The 23535-nt window shown below is 44.5% G+C and carries 21 protein-coding genes; 13 read left to right on the top strand and 8 right to left on the bottom strand.

The window, feature by feature from the left end; all coding sequences use genetic code 11:
• The 3 genes from JHD69_RS06585 (at position 1) to JHD69_RS06575 (ending at position 5182) form a co-directional block, all read left to right on the top strand.
• The gene (locus tag JHD69_RS06585) at positions 1-900 is read left to right on the top strand and encodes a DMT family transporter (protein ID WP_199138565.1); all 900 of its coding nucleotides are present in this window, start codon (positions 1-3) and stop codon (positions 898-900) included.
• Between the two features lie 1185 nt (positions 901-2085).
• A complete protein-coding gene (locus JHD69_RS06580) occupies positions 2086-4896 on the top strand; it encodes a TolB family protein (protein WP_199138562.1) in 2811 nt (936 codons plus the stop codon).
• A gap of 4 nt (positions 4897-4900) precedes the next feature.
• Positions 4901-5182, top strand: a complete 282-nt coding sequence (locus JHD69_RS06575) for a hypothetical protein (RefSeq protein ID WP_199138560.1) — start codon at positions 4901-4903, stop codon at positions 5180-5182.
• 110 nt (positions 5183-5292) lie between these two features.
• On the opposite strand, the gene JHD69_RS06570 is transcribed toward JHD69_RS06575, so the two are convergent.
• The 5 genes from JHD69_RS06570 to JHD69_RS06550 all read right to left on the bottom strand — a co-directional run bounded on the left by JHD69_RS06570 (position 5293) and on the right by JHD69_RS06550 (position 9295).
• Complete coding sequence (locus JHD69_RS06570) at positions 5293-5973, bottom strand: DNA alkylation repair protein (RefSeq protein ID WP_199138558.1); 681 nt, start codon at positions 5971-5973, stop codon at positions 5293-5295.
• A 143-nt stretch (positions 5974-6116) separates the two neighbouring features.
• Positions 6117-7283, bottom strand: coding sequence for a trans-sulfuration enzyme family protein (locus tag JHD69_RS06565; protein WP_199138637.1), 1167 nt, complete (start codon positions 7281-7283; stop codon positions 6117-6119).
• Positions 7284-7336: 53 nt separating this feature from the next.
• Positions 7337-7750, bottom strand: coding sequence for an OsmC family protein (locus JHD69_RS06560; RefSeq protein ID WP_199138555.1), 414 nt, complete (start codon positions 7748-7750; stop codon positions 7337-7339).
• A 99-nt stretch (positions 7751-7849) separates the two neighbouring features.
• Entirely contained in the window at positions 7850-8653 is an 804-nt protein-coding gene (gene ispE / locus JHD69_RS06555) for a 4-(cytidine 5'-diphospho)-2-C-methyl-D-erythritol kinase (RefSeq protein ID WP_199138553.1), read from the bottom strand.
• A gap of 57 nt (positions 8654-8710) precedes the next feature.
• Positions 8711-9295 (bottom strand): DUF1287 domain-containing protein, encoded by a 585-nt coding sequence (locus JHD69_RS06550; protein WP_199138551.1) that lies wholly within the window; start codon positions 9293-9295, stop codon positions 8711-8713.
• Between the two features lie 116 nt (positions 9296-9411).
• On the opposite strand from JHD69_RS06550, the gene JHD69_RS06545 reads away from it, so the two are divergent.
• From JHD69_RS06545 to JHD69_RS06520, 6 genes are all read left to right on the top strand, one after another.
• A complete protein-coding gene (locus JHD69_RS06545; protein ID WP_199138549.1) occupies positions 9412-10206 on the top strand; it encodes a thymidylate synthase in 795 nt (264 codons plus the stop codon).
• A 446-nt stretch (positions 10207-10652) separates the two neighbouring features.
• Complete coding sequence (locus JHD69_RS06540) at positions 10653-11138, top strand: dihydrofolate reductase (protein WP_199138547.1); 486 nt, start codon at positions 10653-10655, stop codon at positions 11136-11138.
• Positions 11139-11256: 118 nt separating this feature from the next.
• Complete coding sequence (gene secDF, locus JHD69_RS06535; RefSeq protein ID WP_199138545.1) at positions 11257-14211, top strand: protein translocase subunit SecDF; 2955 nt, start codon at positions 11257-11259, stop codon at positions 14209-14211.
• A gap of 143 nt (positions 14212-14354) precedes the next feature.
• Entirely contained in the window at positions 14355-15662 is a 1308-nt protein-coding gene (locus JHD69_RS06530; protein WP_199138543.1) for an NAD(P)/FAD-dependent oxidoreductase, read from the top strand.
• An 89-nt stretch (positions 15663-15751) separates the two neighbouring features.
• Entirely contained in the window at positions 15752-16597 is an 846-nt protein-coding gene (locus JHD69_RS06525; protein ID WP_199138541.1) for a hydroxymethylglutaryl-CoA lyase, read from the top strand.
• A gap of 53 nt (positions 16598-16650) precedes the next feature.
• A complete protein-coding gene (locus JHD69_RS06520) occupies positions 16651-17757 on the top strand; it encodes a hypothetical protein (RefSeq protein ID WP_199138539.1) in 1107 nt (368 codons plus the stop codon).
• Here JHD69_RS06520 and JHD69_RS06515 read toward each other — a convergent pair.
• From JHD69_RS06515 to fbaA, 3 genes are all read right to left on the bottom strand, one after another.
• Positions 17754-18179 (bottom strand): GNAT family N-acetyltransferase, encoded by a 426-nt coding sequence (locus JHD69_RS06515; RefSeq protein ID WP_199138536.1) that lies wholly within the window; start codon positions 18177-18179, stop codon positions 17754-17756. The genes JHD69_RS06520 and JHD69_RS06515 overlap by 4 nt on opposite strands.
• A gap of 1 nt (position 18180) precedes the next feature.
• Entirely contained in the window at positions 18181-18654 is a 474-nt protein-coding gene (locus tag JHD69_RS06510) for a low affinity iron permease family protein (protein WP_199138534.1), read from the bottom strand.
• Between the two features lie 115 nt (positions 18655-18769).
• Positions 18770-19849 carry a class II fructose-bisphosphate aldolase gene (gene fbaA, locus JHD69_RS06505; protein ID WP_199138532.1) on the bottom strand — a complete coding sequence of 360 codons (1080 nt, stop codon included), beginning with the start codon at positions 19847-19849 and terminating at the stop codon, positions 18770-18772.
• Positions 19850-20144: 295 nt separating this feature from the next.
• Here fbaA and accD point away from each other — a divergent pair, with 295 nt between their 5' ends.
• The 4 genes from accD (at position 20145) to JHD69_RS06485 (ending at position 23479) form a co-directional block, all read left to right on the top strand.
• On the top strand, positions 20145-20990 hold the full coding sequence (accD, locus tag JHD69_RS06500; protein WP_199138530.1) for an acetyl-CoA carboxylase, carboxyltransferase subunit beta: 846 nt from the start codon (positions 20145-20147) through the stop codon (positions 20988-20990).
• A 145-nt stretch (positions 20991-21135) separates the two neighbouring features.
• Positions 21136-21861, top strand: a complete 726-nt coding sequence (locus JHD69_RS06495; RefSeq protein WP_199138528.1) for an N-acetylmuramoyl-L-alanine amidase — start codon at positions 21136-21138, stop codon at positions 21859-21861.
• A 36-nt stretch (positions 21862-21897) separates the two neighbouring features.
• Positions 21898-22362: a YciI family protein gene (locus JHD69_RS06490; RefSeq protein ID WP_199138526.1), complete on the top strand. Its 465-nt coding sequence runs from the start codon at positions 21898-21900 to the stop codon at positions 22360-22362.
• A gap of 58 nt (positions 22363-22420) precedes the next feature.
• Positions 22421-23479: a hypothetical protein gene (locus tag JHD69_RS06485; protein ID WP_199138524.1), complete on the top strand. Its 1059-nt coding sequence runs from the start codon at positions 22421-22423 to the stop codon at positions 23477-23479.
• Positions 23480-23535 lie beyond the last annotated feature (56 nt).

The following is a 23535-nucleotide window of genomic DNA, read 5'->3' as shown; positions in this document are numbered from 1 at the left end:
ATGAAACCCAGCCTTAAAACACTTAATCACGACAACCGAAACCTCTTAATTTTACACCTTACCGTTTTTGTTTGGGGCTTTACAGGTATTCTGGGCGCATTAATTTCCATCAGTGCCGTGCAAATGGTATGGTACAGGGTATTGATTGCCTCAATTACGCTATTTGCCTATTTTAAATTCAGCAAAACCAATATCAGGGTAACGCGTACCCAGTTTCTCAAATTCTTTTTCACGGGCAGTATTGTAGCTACGCACTGGATATTCTTCTTCCATTCCATTAAGGTAGCCAACGTTTCGGTAAGCCTTATTTGCCTCTCATCCGTTACGCTTTTCATCGCCATTTTAGAGCCTCTGATAAAAAAACATGCCATTTCCAAAGGCGATATTCTGGTGGGATTACTCATTATTTTGGGCATTTATCTCATCTTTAAATTCGAAACCAAGTACACCACAGGCATTATTTTCGGCTTGCTATCGGCAGTTGCCGCCAGCTTTTTTTCTACCATTAACTCTACTTTGGTACAGAAAAACAACCCCAGCATTATTGGATTTTATGAGCTTGCCGGCGCCTTTTTCTGGATCAGTATTTACCGTTTATTCGACAAAAGCCTGCTTACAGAGACCTTCAATCTAAGCTTAAGCGACTGGTTTTATTTGCTAATTCTTGGCACGGTTTGCACAGCTTTGGCCTACGTTGCAGGGGTCTCGGTGATGCGAACTTTATCGGCATTCAGGGTGGCTTTGATTACCAATTTGGAACCCGTTTATGGCATCGTTTTAGCCTTTATTTTGTTCGGTCAGAAAGAGCAGATGACCGGCGGTTTTTACCTCGGTTCGTTACTTATTTTAGCCGCGGTTTTTATCTATCCCATCTATAAAAACCGTCGCAACAAGGCCTGATTTCCCTCCATTTTCTCCCCGAAAAACCAAAGTTCTAGGCAGAAAAGCCATAAGATTTCGTGGCATTTCTACTTTAATCCGGCTTAAAAAGCCCTTTTAAAGCCTCGATTCCGCCCCAGCTTTATTCGAAAAAAGAATTATTTCCGTCAGAATATCGGCAGGAAAAGCCGATATAAGGCCAATTTTTACTCAAAATCACCACTTTACAAGCCATTTTTTATCATTTTCTCATCAAAACAACTGCTTTTTTCCATAGAAATTCGCGGTTTTTGACCCGTAAAACAGCCTTTATTTCGATCAAAAAACGTTGCAGAGAGCGCTTATATTTGCCCTATTTTCCGTCCGCCCAAAGCCACTGCTTGCCCAAAAATCAATCGTTATACCGACGTTTTATTCGCTAAACCCCACTCCCTAAAGAGCATCTAAAAGACTATTTTCTGCCCGACTTTTACCCAGCCAAGACACCAATTTTTGAAGCGCAAACGACAACAACTCTGTATCAGGTCATGCTAATTTTTGACCTTAACAAGTCAAAGTGCAAACCCCAATTTCCGTTCCATTTTTGCCTTTGCAAAGCGACTAACTTGCCACGAAAAACCAACATGCCTAACAAAGCCAACCCGACCTTTGCTCCTCAAAACGCACTTGAAAAAATCGAGTTAAAGAACCCAAAACGCATTTAATTTTCGACACCTAAAAACAAGTTTAAAGCATTCTATTTTTGTCAGTGAAAAGCCCATTTAACCATCCAAAAAAAGCTAAGAACGGAAGTGTTCGGACAAGGTGTTTTCAACTTAAAAACCACCCTAAAAACTCTGCGTTTACTGACAAAAATAGGCTTCATTTTTAAGCCATTTTCAATCTGTTTCAGCAACTCAGCCCTAGGGTAGGAGTGTGAAGAAACGTATACATGTTTAAAAAATTAACAAAAAAAATCGCTTAAAATCCGAAGGAATAAGTGTACCTTAATAGCAAGTTTAAAAACGTTATCTGATTTCCTTAAGGCTGTTAAAAAACATCCCAAACAGCACAAAATAATATAAAATTCACCACAAATACTTGATTTAAATATTTATCATAAAAATTTATAAATCAATAATTTAAGAAATTTAAGTTGAATTAAAATTTAAGATAAAAGACCTCAGCAAAACCTCAGAAAACTAAAAATTTTAGCACAAAATCATAATGAAGCTTAATAAACAATTAAACAAACTTAAAATCAGCACATTAACAATAATTACATTAAGCTTTATTTCACTTCATGCTTTTTCACAGATTTTCGACAGCGAACAAAATCCACTTAGTGTAAAATGGCGCCAAATTAACAGCAATGGTTTCCGGCTCATCTATCCGAGCGAACTCGAAAAAGAAGCCCAAAGAATGGCCAATACCATCACCTACATCTACCCTTATGTTGGTCGTGATTTAGACCGACAAAAAATGAGTATCCCCATCGTGCTTCAGAACCGGGGAACCATCGCAAATGGCTTTGTTCAACTGGCTCCAAAAAAGTCGCAATTCAACACCACTCCACCTCAGCAATTTGACAGTCAGGATTGGCTTAATAATTTGGCCGTTCACGAGCTTAGGCATGTGGCCCAATTCGACAAAATAACCGGAGGCCAGGCCCACCCCTTTCCGGAAGAAATCTACTTCGCCTATTTGGGTGCAAGCATCCCCACCTGGTTCTTCGAAGGCGACGCGGTGAGCACCGAAACTTCGCTTACCCATGCGGGTCGCGGCAGGCAGCCTTCATGGGTCATGCCTTTCAGAACTTCGCTGCTCAGCGGGCAAAATTTTTCTTACTCGAAAGCCTACTTCGGATCGAACAAAGACCAGACCCCAGGCTACTACCAATTGGGCTACCTGCTCACTTCGCAGCTGCGCAAAGAATTTGGAAAAGGAATAGTAGACAGCTTGCTTGCCGACATCCACCACCGACCACTTCGCCTCTACCCTTTTTCGCAGAGCCTTAAAAAATACACGGGCTATAACACCCAAAAATTTTATGCGCATGTTTTGGAGCAGCTGAAAAAAGATTGGCAAAGACAAGACGAGCAAACCCTGCACAGCGATTATAAAAGCCTGAACCGGCCAGCGAAAATCGCCACCAATTATTACATGCCAACCGCCTTGCCCAATGGACAACTTTTAACCCTCAAACAAAGTAAGGACGAGGTTCCTGGTTTTGTGGTTTTGAACCCCGACCAGAGCGAGGAAAAACTTTTCAAAATTGGTTATCAGGAACAACCCTGGTTCAGCTATGCCAACCAGCTGCTGGTTTGGGATGAGATCAGGTACGACCCCCGCTACAAGCAGCGCAACTACAGCGTGATTTGCCTTTACGACTTTTCGACCAAGACCAGGCGCCAGCTTACTTTCAGGACGAGGCTGTTTTCGCCAACGCTTTCGGGCGATGGAAAAAAATTGCTGGCTGTGCAGGCCGACCTGAGCAACAACTTCAACCTGGTGACCATCGACCTGATCAATGGCCAAATAACGAAGACCTACAGCAACCCCGAAAACCTGATCTTGCAAACGCCGGCCCTCAATGCCGATGGGTCGCAATGGACCTGGGTTGGCGTAAGCGAAAAAGGAAAGTCGCTTTGGCTGGCCAACGAAAAGGGCGAAACCGTGCAATTGGTTAAAGAAATGAATCAGCAGCTGAGCAGGCCGATATTTATTGGCGATAAAATCGCATTTAACGCCCATTTAAGCGGACTTGACAATATTTACGAGGTTACGCCTGCCGACAAAAAAATCGTGGCGCTAACGTCAGCAAAATACGGCGCTTTTAATCCGAGCCCGAGCAACGATGGCCAATCGATTTTTTTCAACAACTACCAACTGACGGGTTACGAGGTTGCAACGGCTCCAATCGAACCCAAAGAGGTGCAGCCCAACCATTTTGTATATTTTGGCGAAGCTGCCGAAAAACAGGAAAATATTGGCGATGTGTTCAGGCAAATTCCAGACAGCGCTTATACCTCTGCCAGCTACAGCCCGCTGGCTCATGCTTTTTCATTCCACAGCATCAGTCCAACGGTTGATGATGACGACAGGGTGGGCATTGCACTCAAATCGAACGACCTGCTCAATACCGTTGATTTTTTTGGTGGCGTGAGCTACCACAGCGACCTGAGGAAACTGGAATACAACGCCGGGCTGACCTACAAAAGCCTTTACCCGGTACTGAGCGCCACTTTCAGGAACCGTCCACGCTTGGCCTATTATCGCCTTGCCGGACAGCTACGGGAAGCCAATTGGCGGGAAAACAGGCTCGAACTGAAGGCCAGTGTACCGTTAAGCATAAACGCCTACAATCACAATTACAGTTTTTTGGGAGAGGTAGGAACAAGCTATACACAAAGGAATTTTGCGCCACAGGAAGCTGCCATTTTCAGCAAAACGCTTGATTTTCCGATGAGCTACCGCTTCGGATTCGTCCACAGCATACGGACTGCCGAGCGCAACGTAGCGCCTAAATGGGCCCAATCGGTTACAATCAGTTACTACAACCAACCTTTCGACCCGCACCTTAACGGCGACCTGATTGCTTTTGAAAGTGCGCTTTACTTTCCTGGGATTATGAAAAACCATTCTTTGGTAGCCAGCTTCAATTACCAGCAAAGCAGCGGCATATTGAAGGGCAATAACGAAATTGCAACGGTTTATGGCTACGGACAGATCAGTGCCAGGAGCGAACTGAAAAATACTTTGTTGCTTAGCTACCGTTTTCCGATTGCTTTTCCAGATGCCGAAATTGGGCCTTTTGCCTATATCCGCAATCTGAGGGGCGGTTTCTTTAGCCATTACGAAAACATCGGTACCGAAACTAATCTGACACAGCCCAAGACTTTTGGGCTCGAATTGCGCAGCAGCCTAAACCTTTTGCGCTACCAGCCTGTTATAGATTTGGGGGTAAGGGCCGTATTTGTGAACAAAGTTTACCACCAAAACCCTATCTTAGAACTAATATTCAACTACAGTTTTTAAACTTATGAAAGCAAAAACCATCTTCATCATCGTTGTTACCGCCTTGCTAACCACATTTTTGCTCATCAACAGGGATGCTGTTCCATTCGATTTCATCATCGGAAAAGAGGTGTACATCTCCAAGCTCATCGTGATTGGCGTTTGCATCCTGATTGGCTTTATTTTGGGCTTTATTGCCGGAAGGCCGAAGAAAACCCTCACCAGCTACGATACGGAAATAGAAAAGCACCAACCTGTGGAGCACAAATCAACCCTGAGCGACGAGGACAGGGATTATATTTCCTGATTCTTTTGGCCAATGGTTGATGTTTAAGGATGGGCTTACCTATTTGAAATTTAAAGGCGATGCCCCCCTTTAACCCCCAACTCACCACTTTAAACTTTCAACTTTAAACTTTAAAACTCCAAACCTCCCTTAGGCCCCTTACTTCTTAACTCTCTCAGGGCATCAAGCGCAACCCAGTTAGCTTTTTTGTTTTGTTGGGCAAGGATATTTTCGGCGGTAACGATGGCCTGCTCACACAACAAAGCATTGCGCTTGCCGATTTGCCTCAGCGCCCAGTTGATGGCTTTTTTCACAAAATTTCGGTTGTCCCAGGCCTCCCGTTCAATGACTGGAAAAAACTCCAGAAAAGTTTCGTCAGGTTCTTTTTTGAGGCGTACGGCCGCCGCCGCCATGAGCACAAAGCCCGTGCGTTTCACAAATTCCTTTTCAGCCCTGCTGTACTCGAAAATCTTCGGCTTGAAATAAGGGGTTTTAACGAACAGATTGCCACAGGCCTGGTCACATACATCCCAAGAGGCAAAATCGTTTGCCCAGCAGTCTATCTGTTGCTCAGTTACCAATTTGGGTTCGCCAATGATGGTCGCTAAAATTCTTGCTTCATGAATTCCGGTTCCCCAAAGCTCGAGCGACAAGGCCTGGTTTTTGCCGATTTGCTTGGCCAATGCCCTCACCTTGGGCACGCTTACGCCCAAAGCTTTGGAATTATCGATACCAAAACGCAACATTTTTTGACGATATGCCGGCTCTGACAGCGATTGGAGTGCTGAAATGATAAATTCGCAGTCGTTCATACGAGCAAAGCTAAAAGTCTAAAGGCAAAACACCAAAGTTGACCGTAATCGACAATCCAAAATATGGCCGAAGGCAAATCATGAAATAAAAAATGCCGGATCGAAACCCGGCACAACGTTTTTGTCGAAATCGTTAACCCGAACTAAGCCAAAGCCTGTTCAATATCGGCCAGGATATCGTCAATATGCTCCAATCCTATCGAAAGGCGGATAGAGCCTTGCTCAATGCCCACGATGTTACGCTCTTCTTCGGTAAGCTTGCTATGTGTGCTGGTAGCCGGATGCGTAGCGATAGACCGGGTGTCGGCCAAGTTGGCCGAAATCGAAAACATTTTCAAGCCGTCCATAAATTTGCGCGCGCCCGCTACGCCACCCTTTACCACGATGGTTACAATGCCCCCACCCTGTTTCATCTGTTTTTTGGCAATTCCGTATTGCGGATGCGATGGCAGGAACGGATATTTTACCAATTTGATTTGCGGGTGCTTTTCTAAATATTCGGCCACTTTCAAGGCATTTTCGCAATGGCGATCCATACGAACCGCAAGTGTTTCTAAACTTTTTGACAAGATCCAGGCGTTAAAAGGCGACAACGATGGGCCACTGTGACGGGCAAAGGCAACAATTTCTGCCACAAGCGCTTTGCTGCCCAAGATAATGCCACCCAACACGCGACCCTGTCCGTCGATGTATTTGGTAGCCGAATGGATGGAAATATGTGCACCCCATTTGATAGGCTGCTGCAAGTAAGGTGTTGCAAAACAGTTATCAACCACCAATAATACATTGTGTTTTTTGGCTAGTGCACCCAAAAACTCCAAGTCGATGATGTCGATGCCCGGATTGGATGGGGTCTCCACAAAAATCATCTTGGTATTGGGCTTGATCAGGGCTTCCCAATCTTCAGGCTTGTCCAAATCGGCATAATCGAAGGTAACGCCCCATTTAGAGAAAACATTGGTTAGCAACTGATGCGTCGACCCAAAAACCGAGCGGCTCGAAACAATGTGGTCGCCATTTTTCAAAAAGGCACCAAAAGTTGTAAAAATGGCTGCCATGCCTGTGGCGGTGGCAAAACCGTCTTCGGCACCTTCCAAAAGGCACATCTTTTCGATAAACTCTGAAGTATTCGGGTTCGAATAGCGGCTGTAAACGTTGCCTTCTTTTTCGTTGGCAAAAAGCGCGCGCATTTCTTCGGCGTCGTCAAATTTATAGCTCGATGTGAGGTAAATGGGCGCCGAATGCTCTTTGTGGCTGCTTCTTTCGGTTTGGGTACGGATGGCTATGGTTTCAAAATTTTCGTTTTTCATCATGGGGTAGTGAGTATTGGGTAATGAGTATTGCGGATAGCGATGCCGCGGCTTTATTTAATGGCGTAGGTAAAATTAATGGTTGCCGAACGGCCCAGGATATTGGAAACCGAACAGTATTTATCAAAAGTCATTTGGATGGCTCTTTCTACCTTGGCCACGCTTAAATGGCCATAAAGGTCGAAATGAATATTGATGACATCAAAAATCGGGGGCATTTCTTCGTCTTTACGCGTGGCCTTGATATTGATTTTAATGTCGTTTAAAGGCTCTTTTTGTTTGGTCAGCACATTGACGATGTCGATACCGCTGCAACCACCCAATCCAACCAAAAGGGTTTCCATGGGTCTAAAACCCTTGCCTTCGCCACCTATGGCTGGCTTGGCATCTAATTGCACTGTAAATCCGCTTTCGTTGACGGCTTCAAAATTGAATTTCCCGCTTTTGCGGCTGAGATTAATTTCCATATTGTTTATTTAGTTGCCGGTGTTAGTTTTCAGTTACCAGTTGGCAGTTTTCATCACTTCTCTCACTTTCAACTTTCAACTTTCTACCTTCCACTTCTATCAAATGTCATAAAACACCAGATTCTCTTTTTCAAGTTCGGGCAGGGAAACCGGTTGTTTAAAAATTGCGAAAACCGATGAACCGCTGCCGCTCATCAGCGCAAATGTAGCACCTGCGGCGTAAAGCTTTGTTTTTATTTCGTCAATTTGCGGATACTGCGCAAAAACAGTGGCCTCAAAACCGTTAAATATCTTCTCTTTCCACTGGCTTATAGGCAAATTTATCAATTCTTTGAGCGAAACCGCAGGCTGCTTTACGCTTGCGTTGCGGTAGGCTTCGGCGGTAGAAACATGTACCGGCGGTTTAACCAGCACTATAAAATACTTGGAAAGATCCATTTCGAGCGCCTCGAAGCAATCGCCCTTTTCAGTGGCATAAACCGGCTTATTCGCAATAAAGAAAGCACAATCGGCGCCCAAGGCGCGCGCATAACCCTCCATTTTTGCAGTACTTAAGCCCAGTTTAAACTTTTCGTTCGCCAGCTTGATCAGGAAAGCCGCATCGGCCGAACCACCACCGAGGCCTGCACCAACAGGTATGTGCTTCAGCAACACGATTTGTTGGTTAGGCAAGCCGAAATCGGCCTGTAGTTGCTTAAAAGCCTTCACACAAAGGTTATCTTGTGCGTCACCGGGTATGTCAATTCCCTTAACCGTACAAAAAGTTGTTGCGGCATCCACCAGTTCTACCGAATCATACAGCTTAACCGGATAAAAAACGGTTTGCAGGTTATGGTAGCCATCGCTTCTCTTTTCGGCAAGCAACAGTCCTAAATTGATTTTGGCATTGGCAAAAGCGAGCATTTAAATTGACGATTTGAGATTAATGGTTGCCTGGCAAAAATAACGATTCTTATCCACCTAGATTTTATACCGGTAATGACCAATGATTTTCCAAGAAAACAAGCAGTCGGAGAGCTCCTGTCCGTTGCCAATATTGTGTACAACGAGGTATCTTTTGTTATCGGCCGATTTTTTATTGACCACCAATCCGATATGCGAAATATTGCCACTCAGGTTCCAGCATACCAGGTCGCCAGGCTTGTAGTCTTCCGTTTTTTTGCTCAAATCCAGTTTTGTGCCTTTTCTGGCAAAAAACACCATCAGGTTGTATACCCTGCGATGATCGATATTCGGATCGGGTTGCTTACGGCCCCAATTTTTGGGATAAAGCTTAAAATTGCGCTTCATATCCTCGTGTACCTCCTTTTGCAGGTCGGTGCCCAAAGTACGGTAAGCCCTAATAACCACATCCGTGCATACGCCTTTTCCGGCAGGCACATCGCCATTGGGATAAGGAATTTTAAAATAAGCCGGATCGTAAACCACTTTTTGCTTGGTGAGCGCCAAGGCGGCATCAGATAGCTGCAATGCTTTTGGCGATTGTGCAAAAACACCCGAAGCCAACAACAAGCCCACAAAAGAAAGCACTACATTTTTAAGCATAATCATGGTTATTTAACAGCCAAAGCTAATTTATTTTTTCGCGAATTGGAAAAACGGCCCAATGTTTAAAAAAACCTCAGGCACAAAGGCTCTTAAATTGCTTAACTTTGTAGCTTATGAAACAGTATTTAGATTTGATGCAGCACGTGCTCGACCACGGCACGCAAAAGCACGACCGTACAGGCACGGGCACCATTAGCGTTTTCGGCTATCAGATGCGCTTTAACCTTCAAGAGGGCTTTCCGATGGTAACCACCAAAAAGCTGCACCTCAAATCTATCATTCACGAACTCATCTGGTTTTTGAGTGGCGATACCAACATCAAATACCTTAAAGACAACGGTGTAAGGATATGGGACGAATGGGCCGATGAGGCAGGCAATTTGGGTCCGGTTTATGGCTCGCAATGGCGCTCGTGGCCTAAGCCCAACGGCGAAAAGACCGACCAAATCAGCCAGATCGTGAACATGATTAAAAACAACCCCGATTCGCGCAGGATCATTGTATCGGCGTGGAACGTGGCTGAAGTAGAAAACATGGCTTTGCCGCCTTGCCATGCCTTTTTTCAGTTTTATGTGGCCGAAGGCAAGCTGAGTTGCCAACTGTACCAGCGCAGCGCCGATATTTTCTTGGGCGTGCCTTTCAACATTGCTTCCTATGCCCTATTAACCATGATGGTGGCTCAGGTATGTGGCCTGCAGTACGGCGATTTTATCCATACCCTCGGCGATGCCCACTTATACAACAATCATATTGAGCAGGCCAAGTTGCAACTAAGCAGAGATCCTAGACCACTGCCAACCATGGAAATCAACCCAGCCGTTAAAAACATTTTCGATTTCAAATACGAAGACTTTACCTTAAAAGACTACGATCCGCATCCACATATTAAAGGCGTTGTGGCGGTCTAGGTAACTTTTAGCAAGAGTTATTCTAAGTTTTAACCACCCCGCCTTTCAGGCACCCCTCCAAAAGGGAGGGGAATGGCTAATGTTATTTGGCCTACAAAACTTTGGAAGCGAGAGCAAACCGAAGCATTGCACTCACTTTCATCTTGCAATAACAAGCAAGGGCGCAAAAGTGGTGTATGGCCAACATATAAGCACCACCATAAACACGGCTTGGCCTTGCATCATCAGGCGTAGGTTTAGCTATTGCAACAAAGATTTGAAGCCTTGATTCTTTGGTCCTTTCTCATCTAAGGAGAAAGGACTGGCCCTTTGACAAAGGTAAATCTCAGACTATCGATTAAAGTTAAATTGGCATGTTGGGAAATAAGTTTTTGCCAACTCATTTGTAGCCCTACCTTTGTGTGTATAACTAAATTATACCAATCAGTCAACCTCTAAATAAACTAATGATTATATCAATCGTTGTAGCCATTGCCGAAAACCATGCCATCGGCAAAAACAACCAGTTGCTGTGGCATTTGCCGGCCGACCTCAAACATTTTAAACAAATTACTTCGGGGCATACCGTTATTATGGGCCGCAAAACCTACGATTCGATCGGCAAGCCCTTGCCCAACAGGCGCAACATTGTAATTACCCGCCAAAAGGGCTTGTCGCTGGAGGGTGTAGAAGTGGTAAACAGCCTGACCGAAGCCATTGCCCTGTGCAAAGCCGAAAACGAAGTATTTCTAATTGGCGGTGCCGAAATCTATAAAACGGCTTTGCCTTTGACACAAAAAATTTACCTGACTACGGTGCACCAATCTTTTGAGGCCGATGCCTTTTTCCCCGAAATCAATACCAACGAATGGGTTGAAACCGAGAAAGAAAGCTACGCGCCCGACGAAAAAAACGCCTTAGGCTATACTTTTTCAACGTTGCAACGCCTATAGCCAAGCTTCCTTAATAAAATTACAATAAGAAGTCCTATTATTTAAAAAAATAATTAGATTTGCCGACTTGTTTAAAAACAGCATACTATAGAAAAAATTATATACAAAAGTCAAACAAATGCAAGGTAAAGGTTTTATTAAATTTATGGCAATACTATTGGGTATTGTCTGTCTGTATTCACTTTCGTTTAATCTAGTTACTTATAATGTAGAGAAAAAAGCCAAAGAGTATGCCAAAGGCGATGCCGTTAAGGAGAAAGCCTATTTAGATTCGATGGCTACCGTTCCGGTTTATCCCGGTTTAGGCCTAACCTATCAACAAGTAAAAAGCAAGGAAATCAACCTTGGCCTCGACTTGAAAGGTGGTATGAACGTGACCATGGAGATTTCGTTGGCAGAGCTGACCAAATCTTTAGCGGGCAATCCTACCGATGCCAACTTTAACGAGGCATTGAAAAATGCACAGCAACAAATGAACACTGGTGGAAAAGATTTCATCTCTTTGTTTGTTAACGAATACGAAAAACTTGTACCTAACGGAAAATTGGCCGATTTCTTTGCCAACCAAGATAATTCGACCGTTTTAAAAAGCAACTCGAGCAATTCTGAAGTAAAAAACTACTTGTCTAAAGAAGCCAACAGTGCCATCGACCGTTCGTTCATTATCTTGCGTAGCCGTATTGATGGTTTTGGCGTGGTAAGTCCGAACATGCAGAAGCAGGAAGGCTCAAACCGTATCTTCATCGAGATGCCGGGCATCCAAGACAAAGAGCGTGTACGCAAGCTATTGCAAGGCTCGGCCGAATTGCAGTTCTGGCAAGTTTACCAAAACGATGAAACTTATGGCGTTTTGGACAACATCAACAAAACCTTGGCTGCTGGCGTTAAAGATACCGTAGCCACTACGCCTGCAGTTGCTGGCGATACCACCAAAAAAGGCGGTAAATTGGCTGGTTTAACCACTAAAGGCAACACTGCTGATACTTCTAAAGCAACCAAAGTCCTTAACGAAGCCAAAAAGAACCCTTTGTTTGCCCTATTGCAACCTGCAATTGCGCCTAACGAAGCTGGTCAGATGTCGTTGATTCCTGGAGCCGTAGTAGGTATTGCCATGCAAAAAGACACGGCCAAAGTAAATGCCTTCTTTGCCAAAGCCGAAGTAAAGCCGATTATTCCTGGCAATATGAAGTTCATGTGGAGTGCCAAGCCTAGAACTGGCACCAAACTATTCGAACTTTATGCCATCAAAGTAACTTCTTTAGACGGAAAACCTGATTTGGGTGGCGATGCGATTGCCAACGCCCGTGCCGATTTCGATCAGCAAAACAGACCAGAGGTAACCATGTTCATGACTTCTGAAGGTGCTACCAAATGGAAAAAGATCACTGCCGATGCCGCAGCCGATCCAAACAACAAAAAAGCCATTGCCATTGTATTAGACAATACCGTATATTCAGCGCCTACCGTACAGAACGAAATCCCTAACGGCGTTTCTTCTATCTCTGGAAGCTTTACGCAAGAAGACACCAAAGACTTGGCCAACATTTTAAAGGCCGGTAAATTGCCTGCTCCTGCCAAAATCGTTTCAGATTTCGTGGTAGGTCCATCATTGGGTCAACAAGCAATCAACAGTGGTCTGGCTTCATTCATCATTGCCTTTATTGTAATCTTAGCCTTTATGGCCATGTACTACAACAAAGCAGGTTGGGTAGCCAACTTGGCCTTGGTCATCAACTTGTTCTTTATCATGGGTATATTGGCCGCCTTCCATGCGGTATTAACCCTTCCAGGTATTGCTGGTATCGTATTAACCATCGGTTTATCGGTAGATGCGAACATCTTGATCTTCGAGCGTGTACGTGAAGAGCTGGCGCATGGCAAGAGCACTGCCGTAGCCATTAGAGAAGGCTTTAAGCACGCCATGTCGTCTATCATCGACTCGAACGTTACCTTGTTTATCCTTGGATTTATCCTGGCCATTTTCGGTACTGGACCGGTTCGTGGTTTTGCCGTAACCTTAATGGTGGGTATCGTAACTTCATTATTCGCTGCAGTAGCAATCTCCCGCGTAATTTTTGAAGGTTTGCTGAACAAAAAATCGTCAATTTCTTTCGATAACAGCGTAACCAGAAACGCATTCAAAAACATTGCCTTCAACTTTGTTGGCCGTAGAAAGCTTTATTATGTGATTTCGTCGCTTATCATTTTGGCCGGTATCGGTTTCTATGTAAAAAATGGCGGCCTGCACCTGGGTGTTGATTTTAAAGGCGGCAGAACCTACATGGTGAAGTTCGACAAAGCCATGAACACCGAAGATGTAGCCAAAAAGCTTTCGGCTAATTTCGATGGCGAAGAAGCCTTGGTAAAGACAGCCGGAACGGATAACTCGTTAAAAATTACTACGCCTTTCCATATCAACGACCAAGACCAGAATGCCGATAAAGTAGTTGAAACCGCTTTGAGAAAAGGGTTAGACGAACTAGGCGCGAAATATAGCATCGAAAGCTCGCAAAAAGTAACCCCTACTATTGCCAGCGACATCATTTATGGTGCATACGGTGCAATCTTGTTCTCTTGTATCGTGATGTTTATCTACATCTTGGTACGTTTCAAAAAATGGCAATATGGTTTGGGTGCGGTTATCGCCTTGTTCCACGACGTATTGTTGGTACTTTCGTTCTACACCATTTTAGATGGCGTGTTGCCTTTCCCATTAGAAATTGGACAGGATTTCATTGCCGCCATTTTAACGGTAATGGGTTATACCATGACAGAAACCGTGGTCGTATTCGACCGTATCCGCGAGAAATTGGGCGAAACCGGCAAAGCCGATGTATATGGCGAAGAACGCAATAACTTGATCAACTTTGCATTGAACAGCACCTTGAGCCGTACCATCCTAACCTCATTAACGGTATTCTTCGTATTGATGGTGATCTTCATCTTTGGTGGCGATAGCATCCGTGGCTTTATCTTTGCCTTGTTAATCGGACGTATCATCGGTACTTACTCTTCATTGTGTATCTCAACCCCTATCGTAATCGACTTGTCGAAAGACGAAAAGAAAAAATAGGTTGAAAAATATATTCAAGAGGCCCCGAAAATTTCGGGGCCTTTTTTGTTACAATCAAATTACCATAAACGCCCTGTTCTTAAACTGGTTTAAGCAACAATGCTAAAGTATCTTCTATATTTGCTAAACTAAATGCGAAGCTCATGGGTTTATCAGATATGAACAACGAAAAGCAGAAAATAGTTATTGTTGGCGGCGGTTTTGGCGGCATAGAGCTGGCCAAGAAACTCCGTAAAAAAAACGTAGAAGTGACTATACTCGATAGGCACAACTACCACACTTTTCAGCCCCTGCTCTATCAGGTTGCTACCGGTGGCCTGGAGGCCGATTCGATTGCCTTCCCGATCCGAAAAATATTCAAGGGACAAAAAAACCTCACTTTTAGGGTAACCGAAGTAGAAAAGGTCATTCCCGAAAGCAATACCCTCTTAACTACGATTGGCGAAATCAAATACGACCATTTGGTAATTGCCACAGGTTCTACCAGCAATTTCTTTGGCCAGGCCGAAATAGAGCACAATGCCATGCCAATGAAGTCTATTCCCGAAGCCTTAAACCTGCGCAGCCTGATTTTGCAGAACCTCGAGGCTTCGCTCATTGCCAAAACGCCCGAACAAGAAGCCGAGCTTTTAAACTTTGTGGTGGTTGGCGGCGGCCCAACCGGTGTTGAAACCGCTGGTGCCATTGCCGAGCTTAAAAAGCATGTCTTAAAAAACGATTATCCCGAGCTGGATATCCACAAGGTGAACATTTACCTGGTCGAAGGCTCGCCAGAACTTTTAGGCGCCATGTCTGTACAGGCCCAGCAAAAAGCCAAGGCTTTTCTCGAAGAGCTGGGTGTAACCGTATACACCGAAACCCGCGTACAGGCCTACGATGGCAAGGTGCTTTCTTTTGTTGATGGCCGCACCATTGCCTCCTCTACCGTAATTTGGAGCGCCGGTGTAAAGGGTGTGGTGCTCGATGGCCTCAATACCGAGAAAATTGTACGTGGCAATCGGTTAAAAGTCGACAAGATTAACCGCGTAGAGGGCTACCAGAACATTTATGCCATTGGCGATGTAGCGGCCATGATTACCGATGAAACCCCTAACGGACACCCAGGAGTTGCGCCTGCAGCCATTCAGCAAGGCAAACAATTGGCCAAAAACCTGATCCACCTCATCAACAACGAACCTACCGAAGACTTTAAGTACTTTGACAAAGGTGCGATGGCTACCGTGGGCCGTAACCGTGCCGTGGTCGACATCAACAAAATTCGTTTTCAGGGCGTTTTTGCCTGGTTTACCTGGATGTTTGTCCACCTGATGACCCTCGTTGGCTTCAGAAACAAACTGGTGGTTTTTGTAAACTGGGTTTGGAGCTACTTTAGCTACGACAGAGGCACGCGATTAATTATCAGGCCATTTGTAAAAGCCGACAAACTTGAAGCAGAAGACAAGAAAAATTAGCTTATTGCTTAACCGTCAACTGAAAAAGCAGCATTAATTGCAACCCGAATCCCAACTTGATAACCTTTCAACTTGATAACCCTTAACCCATGAAACTCGTAGAATGTCCACGCGATGCCATGCAAGGCCTGCACGATTTTATTCCCACCGCAATTAAAGCCCAATACATCAATCTTTTGTTGCAGGTAGGCTTTGATACCATCGATTTTGGCAGCTTTGTTTCGCCAAAGGCCATTCCACAATTGCGCGATACCCAAGAAGTGCTCGGTTTGCTGGATATGGCTCGTACCAAATCTAAACTGCTGGCCATTGTAGCCAATTTAAGGGGCGTAGCAGAGGCCGTTCAACATCAGGCCATTACCTACCTCGGTTTTCCCTTTTCGGTGTCTGAGACCTTCCAGCAGCGCAATACGAACTCGAGCATTGCCCAGTCGTTGCATACGGTTGAAGAAATGCTCAATTTATGCGACCAACACAACAAAACGGCAGTGGTTTACCTTTCTATGGGATTTGGCAATCCTTATGGCGACGAGTGGAATACCGAAATTGTACAGCATTGGGCCTATGAGCTGGTGAACCGGGGCGTAAAAATCCTGGCACTGGCAGACACCACCGGGGTTTCTTCACCTGAAAAGATCAGAGCCCTTTTGCCGGCATTGATAAACAGTTTTCCGCAAACCGAAATCGGCATCCATTTGCACAGTACGCCACAAACCCGATTAGAAAAGATCGAAGCGGCTTACGAAGTTGGCTGCAAGCGTTTTGACAGTGCCCTAAAAGGCTTTGGAGGCTGCCCCATGGCTACCGACGATCTGACGGGCAACATGGCCACCGAAGACTTGATTGCTTATCTGCAATCGAAAGGCGAATATCTGGCTCTCGATCTAGAAAAATGGGTAGAAGCTATGGCTTATTCGGGCAAAATATTCCATTAATTGCTTGTTATTTTCCTGATGCATTTAATTATATTTATGCATAGCTTAACCCATTGAAAACACTGATTTACCTCGCCTCTTTTTTGGTTCTATTGAGTTGCAATAACGGCCAGAAAACCACAAGTAATCAAAACGGGCCACATCCTGTTAAAAACTCAAAACCTAGTAAATCAACTCAAAAAGATATCCAATACAGCGGACAGCAACTTGAAGCCTATTTAGACAGCATAGGCCATTTGGCTACGCAACCGCTTGCCGATAAAATCGCTTTTGGTGCCGATTCGGTTTTTAGAAATCAGCCACAGCTAGATCTTGTTATTACTGCACAGGACTTAAAAACACTTCGACATACCCTTAAAAAAGGCTTCATTAACGTCGACCAAGCAAAGGCCATCTTTAAAGACCCTCAAATCGATACCTCTTGCCGAACGGCAAGCGTAATGCTTACCTATAAGAAAGGCAATACGCCAATTTTGTACTTCCCCTTCGGAAAAAATAAAAAAGGAGTGGATGAGTTCGCGATTTGTATTGGCGATCCGGGGCATTGCGAGCATGCTTATTTATATTTTTTTGAAGGAAACAAGGTCATTTCCAAACACAACGGCTATAATCGATACGGGCTTGAACTGAAGCACTACAAAGATACCGATGGAAAGACGGTGGTATATTATGTAAAAGGTTTTGTATCGGGCTCGGGTATATGGTGGAATAATTTTTTCTTTTACAAATATGACGATGGAAAGCTCATTCCGGTTTTAAACGAACTTGAAAATGGAAATATGCAGGGCTATTGGGGATTCCGTGTATTATGGCTGGAATCGACCATCCAAAAAACAAAGCCTTTGACCATTAAAATGGCTTATTACAACCAGTTTGCTGATATTTCGCAAATAGACTATAGTCCAAAAATTACCGACGATTCAACCATGGTGCAGTATAATTGGAACGAAAAATCAAGGATGCTAGAAGGTCAATACGATCAATCCAAAATCAGCAAGGCACAAGTCCTATCCTACTATGTTGCCAACAACGATCTTCTTTATATCAACGCCTATTACAAGACATTAAAGGCTTCGTTGGCCGACAAAACCAAAAGAAAGTGGGCATTAACCTACCTTAACAAGGTAAAAAATGATGAAACACGTGATGCTTCAAACTAAACCTTCTTCACCATCCTGAAATGCTGTATCCCAGCTTCCTCAAACTGTTCGCCTTCAGCTACAAAGCCAAACTTGGCATAAAGGCTCATGGCATCCAGTTGCGAGTTGAGGTAAATGTAATTGGCATCGGGTGGCAAATCGTCGAGCGCAGTGGCAATCAGGGCCCGGCCAACGCCTTGGCCCCTAAACTCTTTCAGCACCGCAAAACGCTCCAGCTTATAGCCTTTATCGGTTTTGCGCCAGCGACAAGCTCCACAAGGCCGATGGTCTGATAAAGCCAAAAAATGGGTCGATACATCTTCGTTTTCCCATTCCAGTTCTGGCGGACAGCCCTGTTCGTGTACAAAAACGATCTTACGGATGGCGAAAACTTTTTCCAGTTCTTCTTTGGTGGTAGCCTTGTGTACTTGAAGTGTGTCCATTTTATTGTTTCTTTGCGGTTTTTAAAATGTGCTTTGCTTTTTGCTCGTTGATCTCTTCAGCCCGATCTATGGAGTGCGAACAATGGATATCGCTTTCCTTTTTGGCCAGTTTAGACAAGGTTACATAGAACTTATGCAACTGGTCGAGTTCCTTTTCGGTCAGGTCTTCGATATCAACCATGCGGTTACTGGCCTGCTCGTGTGCCGCAATCAGCTCGTTCAGCTTCAGCTGGATGGCCTTGCTGTCTTTGTTCTGCGATTTCTGGATCAGGAATACCATCAAGAAAGTAATGATCGTGGTTCCGGTATTGATGACGAGTTGCCAGGTTTCGGAATAATCGAAAATTGGTCCCGATACCGCCCATAAAACCACAATGGCCGTGGCGGCCAAAAAAGCATAAGAGCTGCCGGTAAAACGGGTAGCGGCATTGGCAAAATCTTCGAACAGATTACCTTTCTTTTTTCTACTTTTCATAACGGGTGTTTTATTATACTAATTTGCGAATAAATACGGGCATAAAAAAAGCGCAACGAGTAATTCTACTGTTACGCTTTCTTTAAACATTTTTAGCTTGCGAAATGTTTGCCGCTTACAACTTTTCGTGTACGTTGATACAGTTCAAATCTTCGAAGGCAACGGTGAGTCGTTTTACAAACTCTTCTTCGCCTTTGCGCAACCAAACGCGTGGATCGTAGTATTTTTTATTCGGCTTATCTTCGCCCTCTGGGTTGCCGATCTGGCCTTGCAGATAGGCTTCGTTCTTTTTGTAATAAGCTAAAATGCCCTCCCAAAATGCCCATTGCATATCGGTATCGATGTTCATTTTGATGGCACCGTACGAAATAGCTTCCCTGATTTCTTCCTGAGAAGAACCAGAACCACCATGGAATACGAAGTTAACAGGTTTTTCGGCAGTCAAACCGAATTTTTCTCTTACATAATCCTGCGAATTCTTCAGGATAATCGGTTGCAGCTTTACGTTTCCTGGTTTATAAACGCCGTGTACGTTTCCAAAAGCGGCCGCAATGGTAAACCTGTCGCTTACTTTGCTCAGTTCTTCGTAGGCATAAGCCACTTCAGACGGCTGGGTATATAGTTTAGAACTGTCTACATCACTGTTGTCTACGCCATCTTCCTCGCCACCGGTAACGCCCAGCTCGATTTCGATGGTCATGCCCATTTTGCTCATGCGCTCCAGGTACTTGGTGCAGATTTCCATGTTTTCTTCAATCGGCTCTTCAGAAAGGTCCAACATGTGCGACGAGAACAAAGGCTTGCCGGTTTCGGCAAAGAATTTCTCTCCATGGTCTAAAAGGCCGTCAATCCAAGGCAACAATTTTTTAGCCGCATGGTCGGTATGCAAAATAACCGCTACGCCATAGTGCTCGGCCAATAAATGCACGTGTTTGGCCGCAGAAACCGCACCCAGCACGCAAGCATTCAAGTTATCGTTGTTTAGGGTTTTGCCCGCATAAAATTGCGCGCCACCATTAGAAAGCTGGATCATTACCGGCGAATTTACCGCTTTTGCCGTTTCCATTACCGCATTGATGGTATTGGTACCCGTAACGTTTACCGCTGGCAATGCAAATTGATGTTTTTTAGCCTGTTCAAACAACTCCTGAACGGCTGCTCCGTAAATTACGCCTTTATAGCCTTTTAAACTCATTTTATATTTGTTTTGTTGATTTTCGAATTTAGCAAAAATTTTAAAAAATACCGCTTAAAGCTGAACTGTATTCAACAATCAACTTAGTGTACTTTTTACAATATCATCGGCTAATATACAATTATATTTGAAAGCACTATTTTAATTTGAAAACAAAAATCTTGGCTCCGCCTTTTTAAAATCGATTTAGCCTTAAGCGTTTGGGGCTGTCTGCGCAAATTATATTTAGGCGAAATTAAAACTACCGCTTAAAATATTTTTTTGTTTCTTTGTACTCGCATTTTTTAAAAGTAACATGGCTTGGTTTAAGAGAGAAAAAAAGGGGATCAGTACCTCAACAGAAGAAAAAAAAGAAGCGCCAGACGGCTTGTGGAACAAGTGTCCGAACTGTAAAAAAGCACTCCACAGCGCAGACTTGATAGAAAACAAGTACGTTTGCCACTACTGCGACTACCACCTCAGAATAGGTTCTAAAGAATATTTCCAGGTTCTTTTTGACAATAACGAGTTTACCGAACTTTTCGGCAACTTAACTTCGGGCGATCCGCTTCACTTTGTCGATAGCAAGCCGTATACAGAAAGAATTGTCGAAACTACGGCCAAAACAGGCTTAAAAGATGCCATCAGGGCTGCACACGGCAAAATTGATGGCGAAGAAATCATGATTGCCTGTATGGACTTCGCTTTTATCGGCGGTTCGATGGGATCGGTAGTAGGTGAAAAAATTGCGCGCTCTATCGACTACAGCCTTAAACACAAGGTGCCTTTCCTGATGATTTCGAAGTCGGGCGGTGCACGAATGATGGAAGCCGCCTTTTCTTTGATGCAGATGGCTAAAACTTCGGCTAAACTGGCTTTGTTGAGCCAAGCTAAAATTCCATACATTTCTTTGCTTACCGATCCGACTACCGGTGGTGTGACGGCGTCTTATGCCATGCTGGGCGACATTAACATTGCCGAACCTGGCGCTTTGATCGGCTTTGCCGGACCGCGCGTTATCAAAGAAACCATTAAAAAAGACCTGCCTAAAGGTTTCCAAACCTCCGAATTTGTATTAGAGCACGGATTTTTGGATTTTATTGTAGACAGAAGGCAAATGAAAGCCAAACTGGCTACTTTCTTGAAGATGATGAAAAACTAACCGAGGTTAGCTGTTCGATTGCGTGATTGTAAACTGCTAACCACTAAAGAAAACCATAAAAAAGCCCAGTCAAAACGATTGGGCTTTTTCTTTGCCAGCCTATCTGAAGATTTGCTATCTTTAGTTTTCACCAAATCGCCCTTTTATGAACAAGTTATTGCTAGCCACTTTGGGCTTAGCCCTTTGCACCAGTGTTGGCCACGTACCGCTTAAGCCCAAAACGGTTGTGGTGTGGCAACCCTCGCACCAAACCGACACCGGAACCGATTTTAGCGAAGCCGCCACCTGTAACGGCATCATAGAGGGCGCCATGGCCAGCAAGCCAACCTTAAACGAACACAAGGTTTGGAGCCTGCACCAGGAAGGCCTGCACCATCCCGATGTAGGCAGCAATACCGTAATTGAACATACTTCGGCTATTATCGATGGCAAAATATCGGGCTATGCCTACGAATTGCAGGAATCGAATAAATTGAAGCCCACCGTATTTATCGCTGTACACAATAACGGTGGCACCAAGCGCCATGCTATTTGGGGCTATATACATGAAGGCGATGCCCAGGAAGCTGAAAACAAGGAATTGGCTGCACGATTGATCGCCGCCATCAGCAAGGCCACCGACCTGGAAAACCGAGGCGTTCTTTTCGATAGCTCGACCGGAAGAAACGATTACACCTGCAAAGCTACAGGCAAAAAAGCATTTTATAGTCTCGACGAAAACATCAATACCGCCAAATACCGGGTTTTACTGGAAATTGGCGACAATGGGGTGAGCAAGGCTTTTTTGCAGGATCCGGCCAATCAGAAAAAAATGGGCGAAGCACTAAAAGCCGAGCTGGTCAAGTGGATGCGGGAAAAGGATCTAGACTAGCTCCATTAATCATTTCAGCTTAAAATTTAAATTATCATGAAAAAATTACTGTTGTCTACCCTGCTGCTTTGCGCTTGCATCTACGTGGGTGCCCAGGAAAAAAAGGCCAATCCGAAATACGATGAAAAACTTGCCAAAGAATATGGTGCCGACGATTATGGCATGAAGATGTACGTATTGGTGATCCTTAAAACAGGGAGCAATACTACCGAAACCAAAGCCAAAACCGATAGCCTCTTTGCCGGACACATGGCCAATATGGGCAAGCTGGTGCAACAGAACAAGCTCATTGTTGCCGGACCTTTGGGCAAGAACGACAAGAGCTATAGGGGCATTTTTATCCTCAACACCAAATCGCTCGACGAAGCCAAGGAAATGCTGGCTACAGACCCGGCAGTAAAAGCCAAGCTACTGGATGCCGAACTGTTCAACTGGTATGGCTCGGCTGCATTGCCGGCATATTTAACGATAGACGGAAAAATGGGCAAGTATAAATTCTAATTTGCTGCGATTGGGTGCAACGTTTCCACAAAAGCCTTGTCTTTTGGAAAACCTAAACATGAAAAGAACAATACTCCCTATCCTATTTTTCGCCTTGTGCAGCTTTGGCAGCTGGGCGCAATCGCTTAGCAAAGAAGATTTTGTACAAGACCTCGAATTCCTAAAAAAAACACTTCCAGAAAAGCATACCAACCTATTTGCCAAAATAGACCGCGCCCAGTTCGAAAACAAAGTCGACCAGATTTTAATGAGGTCTAACTCGCTTGACTGGGACCGCTTTATAGCCGAGCTTTTTAAACTGACCGTATCCATAGGCGATGAACATACTTTTATAGAGGTTGATTTTACCAAGACCCTGCCTATCCAATTCGAAGTTTTTAAGGAAGGCCTTTTTGTAACCGGCATCGATTCGGCCCATTCCTCCTTGTTAAACAGCAAGTTGGAGAGCATAAACGGTCATCCGGTAAGCGAAGTGGTTACCCGCTTTAAGGAAATCATCCTCCACGAAAATCCTTCTTATTTCAATGATCATTTGGTACATCACCTTAATAACCCCGTATTGTTGAAAGGCTTGGGCCTTATTGACGACGTTTCTAAAGCCATCTTCGTTTTTAGCACAAACAAAGAGCAAACAACAAAGATAAGCCTTGCTTCGGTAGCCGGCAACAATGCTGCAAAACTGCCTTTGGTAAGGTCTGGCCAAAGCCTGCTTTCCAAAAAGAAAGCCGGCAACTACTGGTTTGAGTATAGCGCCGATAAAAAAATCCTGTATTTCAACTACAGCCAGTGCAGGGAAATGCCGAACTATCCTTTTGCCAAGTTCAACGACGAGCTGTTTGCCAGCATCAATGAGCACAAGCCCGAGAAAATTGTACTCGATCTACGCTATAACAGTGGCGGCAATTCGGGCATTCTAGAGCCGTTTACCGAGCAAATCAAGCAGAGCTATCTTAACCAAAAGAACAAGTTTTTTGTACTGATTGGCAAAACGACTTTCTCATCGGCCGTGATGAACGCTGTCGACCTCAAAAGAAACCTGAACATTACCCTAATTGGTCAACCTAGTGCGGGTTTGATTAACGGTTATGGCGAGGTTCTGTCTCTTATACACATCTAAAAGAGGGGGGGGGGGGGGGGGGGGGGGGGGGGGGGGGGGGGGGGGGGGGGGGGGGG

Source organism: Pedobacter sp. ASV12, assembly GCF_016429155.1.
Taxonomy (GTDB): Bacteria; Bacteroidota; Bacteroidia; order Sphingobacteriales; family Sphingobacteriaceae; genus Pedobacter.
This window is presented reverse-complemented; position numbering and strand designations above follow the sequence as displayed.

Bases quoted from the DNA above. Each gene is read 5' to 3' on its own strand.
- JHD69_RS06585 (WP_199138565.1), top strand. From the start codon at position 1: ATGAAACCCAGCCTTAAAACACTTAATCACGACAACCGAAACCTCTTA.
- JHD69_RS06580 (WP_199138562.1), top strand. From the start codon at position 2,086: ATGAAGCTTAATAAACAATTAAACAAACTTAAAATCAGCACATTAACA.
- JHD69_RS06575 (WP_199138560.1), top strand. From the start codon at position 4,901: ATGAAAGCAAAAACCATCTTCATCATCGTTGTTACCGCCTTGCTAACC.
- JHD69_RS06570 (WP_199138558.1), bottom strand. From the start codon at position 5,973: ATGAACGACTGCGAATTTATCATTTCAGCACTCCAATCGCTGTCAGAG.
- JHD69_RS06565 (WP_199138637.1), bottom strand. From the start codon at position 7,283: ATGAAAAACGAAAATTTTGAAACCATAGCCATCCGTACCCAAACCGAA.
- JHD69_RS06560 (WP_199138555.1), bottom strand. From the start codon at position 7,750: ATGGAAATTAATCTCAGCCGCAAAAGCGGGAAATTCAATTTTGAAGCC.
- ispE (WP_199138553.1), bottom strand. From the start codon at position 8,653: ATGCTCGCTTTTGCCAATGCCAAAATCAATTTAGGACTGTTGCTTGCC.
- JHD69_RS06550 (WP_199138551.1), bottom strand. From the start codon at position 9,295: ATGCTTAAAAATGTAGTGCTTTCTTTTGTGGGCTTGTTGTTGGCTTCG.
- JHD69_RS06545 (WP_199138549.1), top strand. From the start codon at position 9,412: ATGAAACAGTATTTAGATTTGATGCAGCACGTGCTCGACCACGGCACG.
- JHD69_RS06540 (WP_199138547.1), top strand. From the start codon at position 10,653: ATGATTATATCAATCGTTGTAGCCATTGCCGAAAACCATGCCATCGGC.
- secDF (WP_199138545.1), top strand. From the start codon at position 11,257: ATGCAAGGTAAAGGTTTTATTAAATTTATGGCAATACTATTGGGTATT.
- JHD69_RS06530 (WP_199138543.1), top strand. From the start codon at position 14,355: ATGGGTTTATCAGATATGAACAACGAAAAGCAGAAAATAGTTATTGTT.
- JHD69_RS06525 (WP_199138541.1), top strand. From the start codon at position 15,752: ATGAAACTCGTAGAATGTCCACGCGATGCCATGCAAGGCCTGCACGAT.
- JHD69_RS06515 (WP_199138536.1), bottom strand. From the start codon at position 18,179: ATGGACACACTTCAAGTACACAAGGCTACCACCAAAGAAGAACTGGAA.
- JHD69_RS06510 (WP_199138534.1), bottom strand. From the start codon at position 18,654: ATGAAAAGTAGAAAAAAGAAAGGTAATCTGTTCGAAGATTTTGCCAAT.
- fbaA (WP_199138532.1), bottom strand. From the start codon at position 19,849: ATGAGTTTAAAAGGCTATAAAGGCGTAATTTACGGAGCAGCCGTTCAG.
- accD (WP_199138530.1), top strand. From the start codon at position 20,145: ATGGCTTGGTTTAAGAGAGAAAAAAAGGGGATCAGTACCTCAACAGAA.
- JHD69_RS06495 (WP_199138528.1), top strand. From the start codon at position 21,136: ATGAACAAGTTATTGCTAGCCACTTTGGGCTTAGCCCTTTGCACCAGT.
- JHD69_RS06490 (WP_199138526.1), top strand. From the start codon at position 21,898: ATGAAAAAATTACTGTTGTCTACCCTGCTGCTTTGCGCTTGCATCTAC.
- JHD69_RS06485 (WP_199138524.1), top strand. From the start codon at position 22,421: ATGAAAAGAACAATACTCCCTATCCTATTTTTCGCCTTGTGCAGCTTT.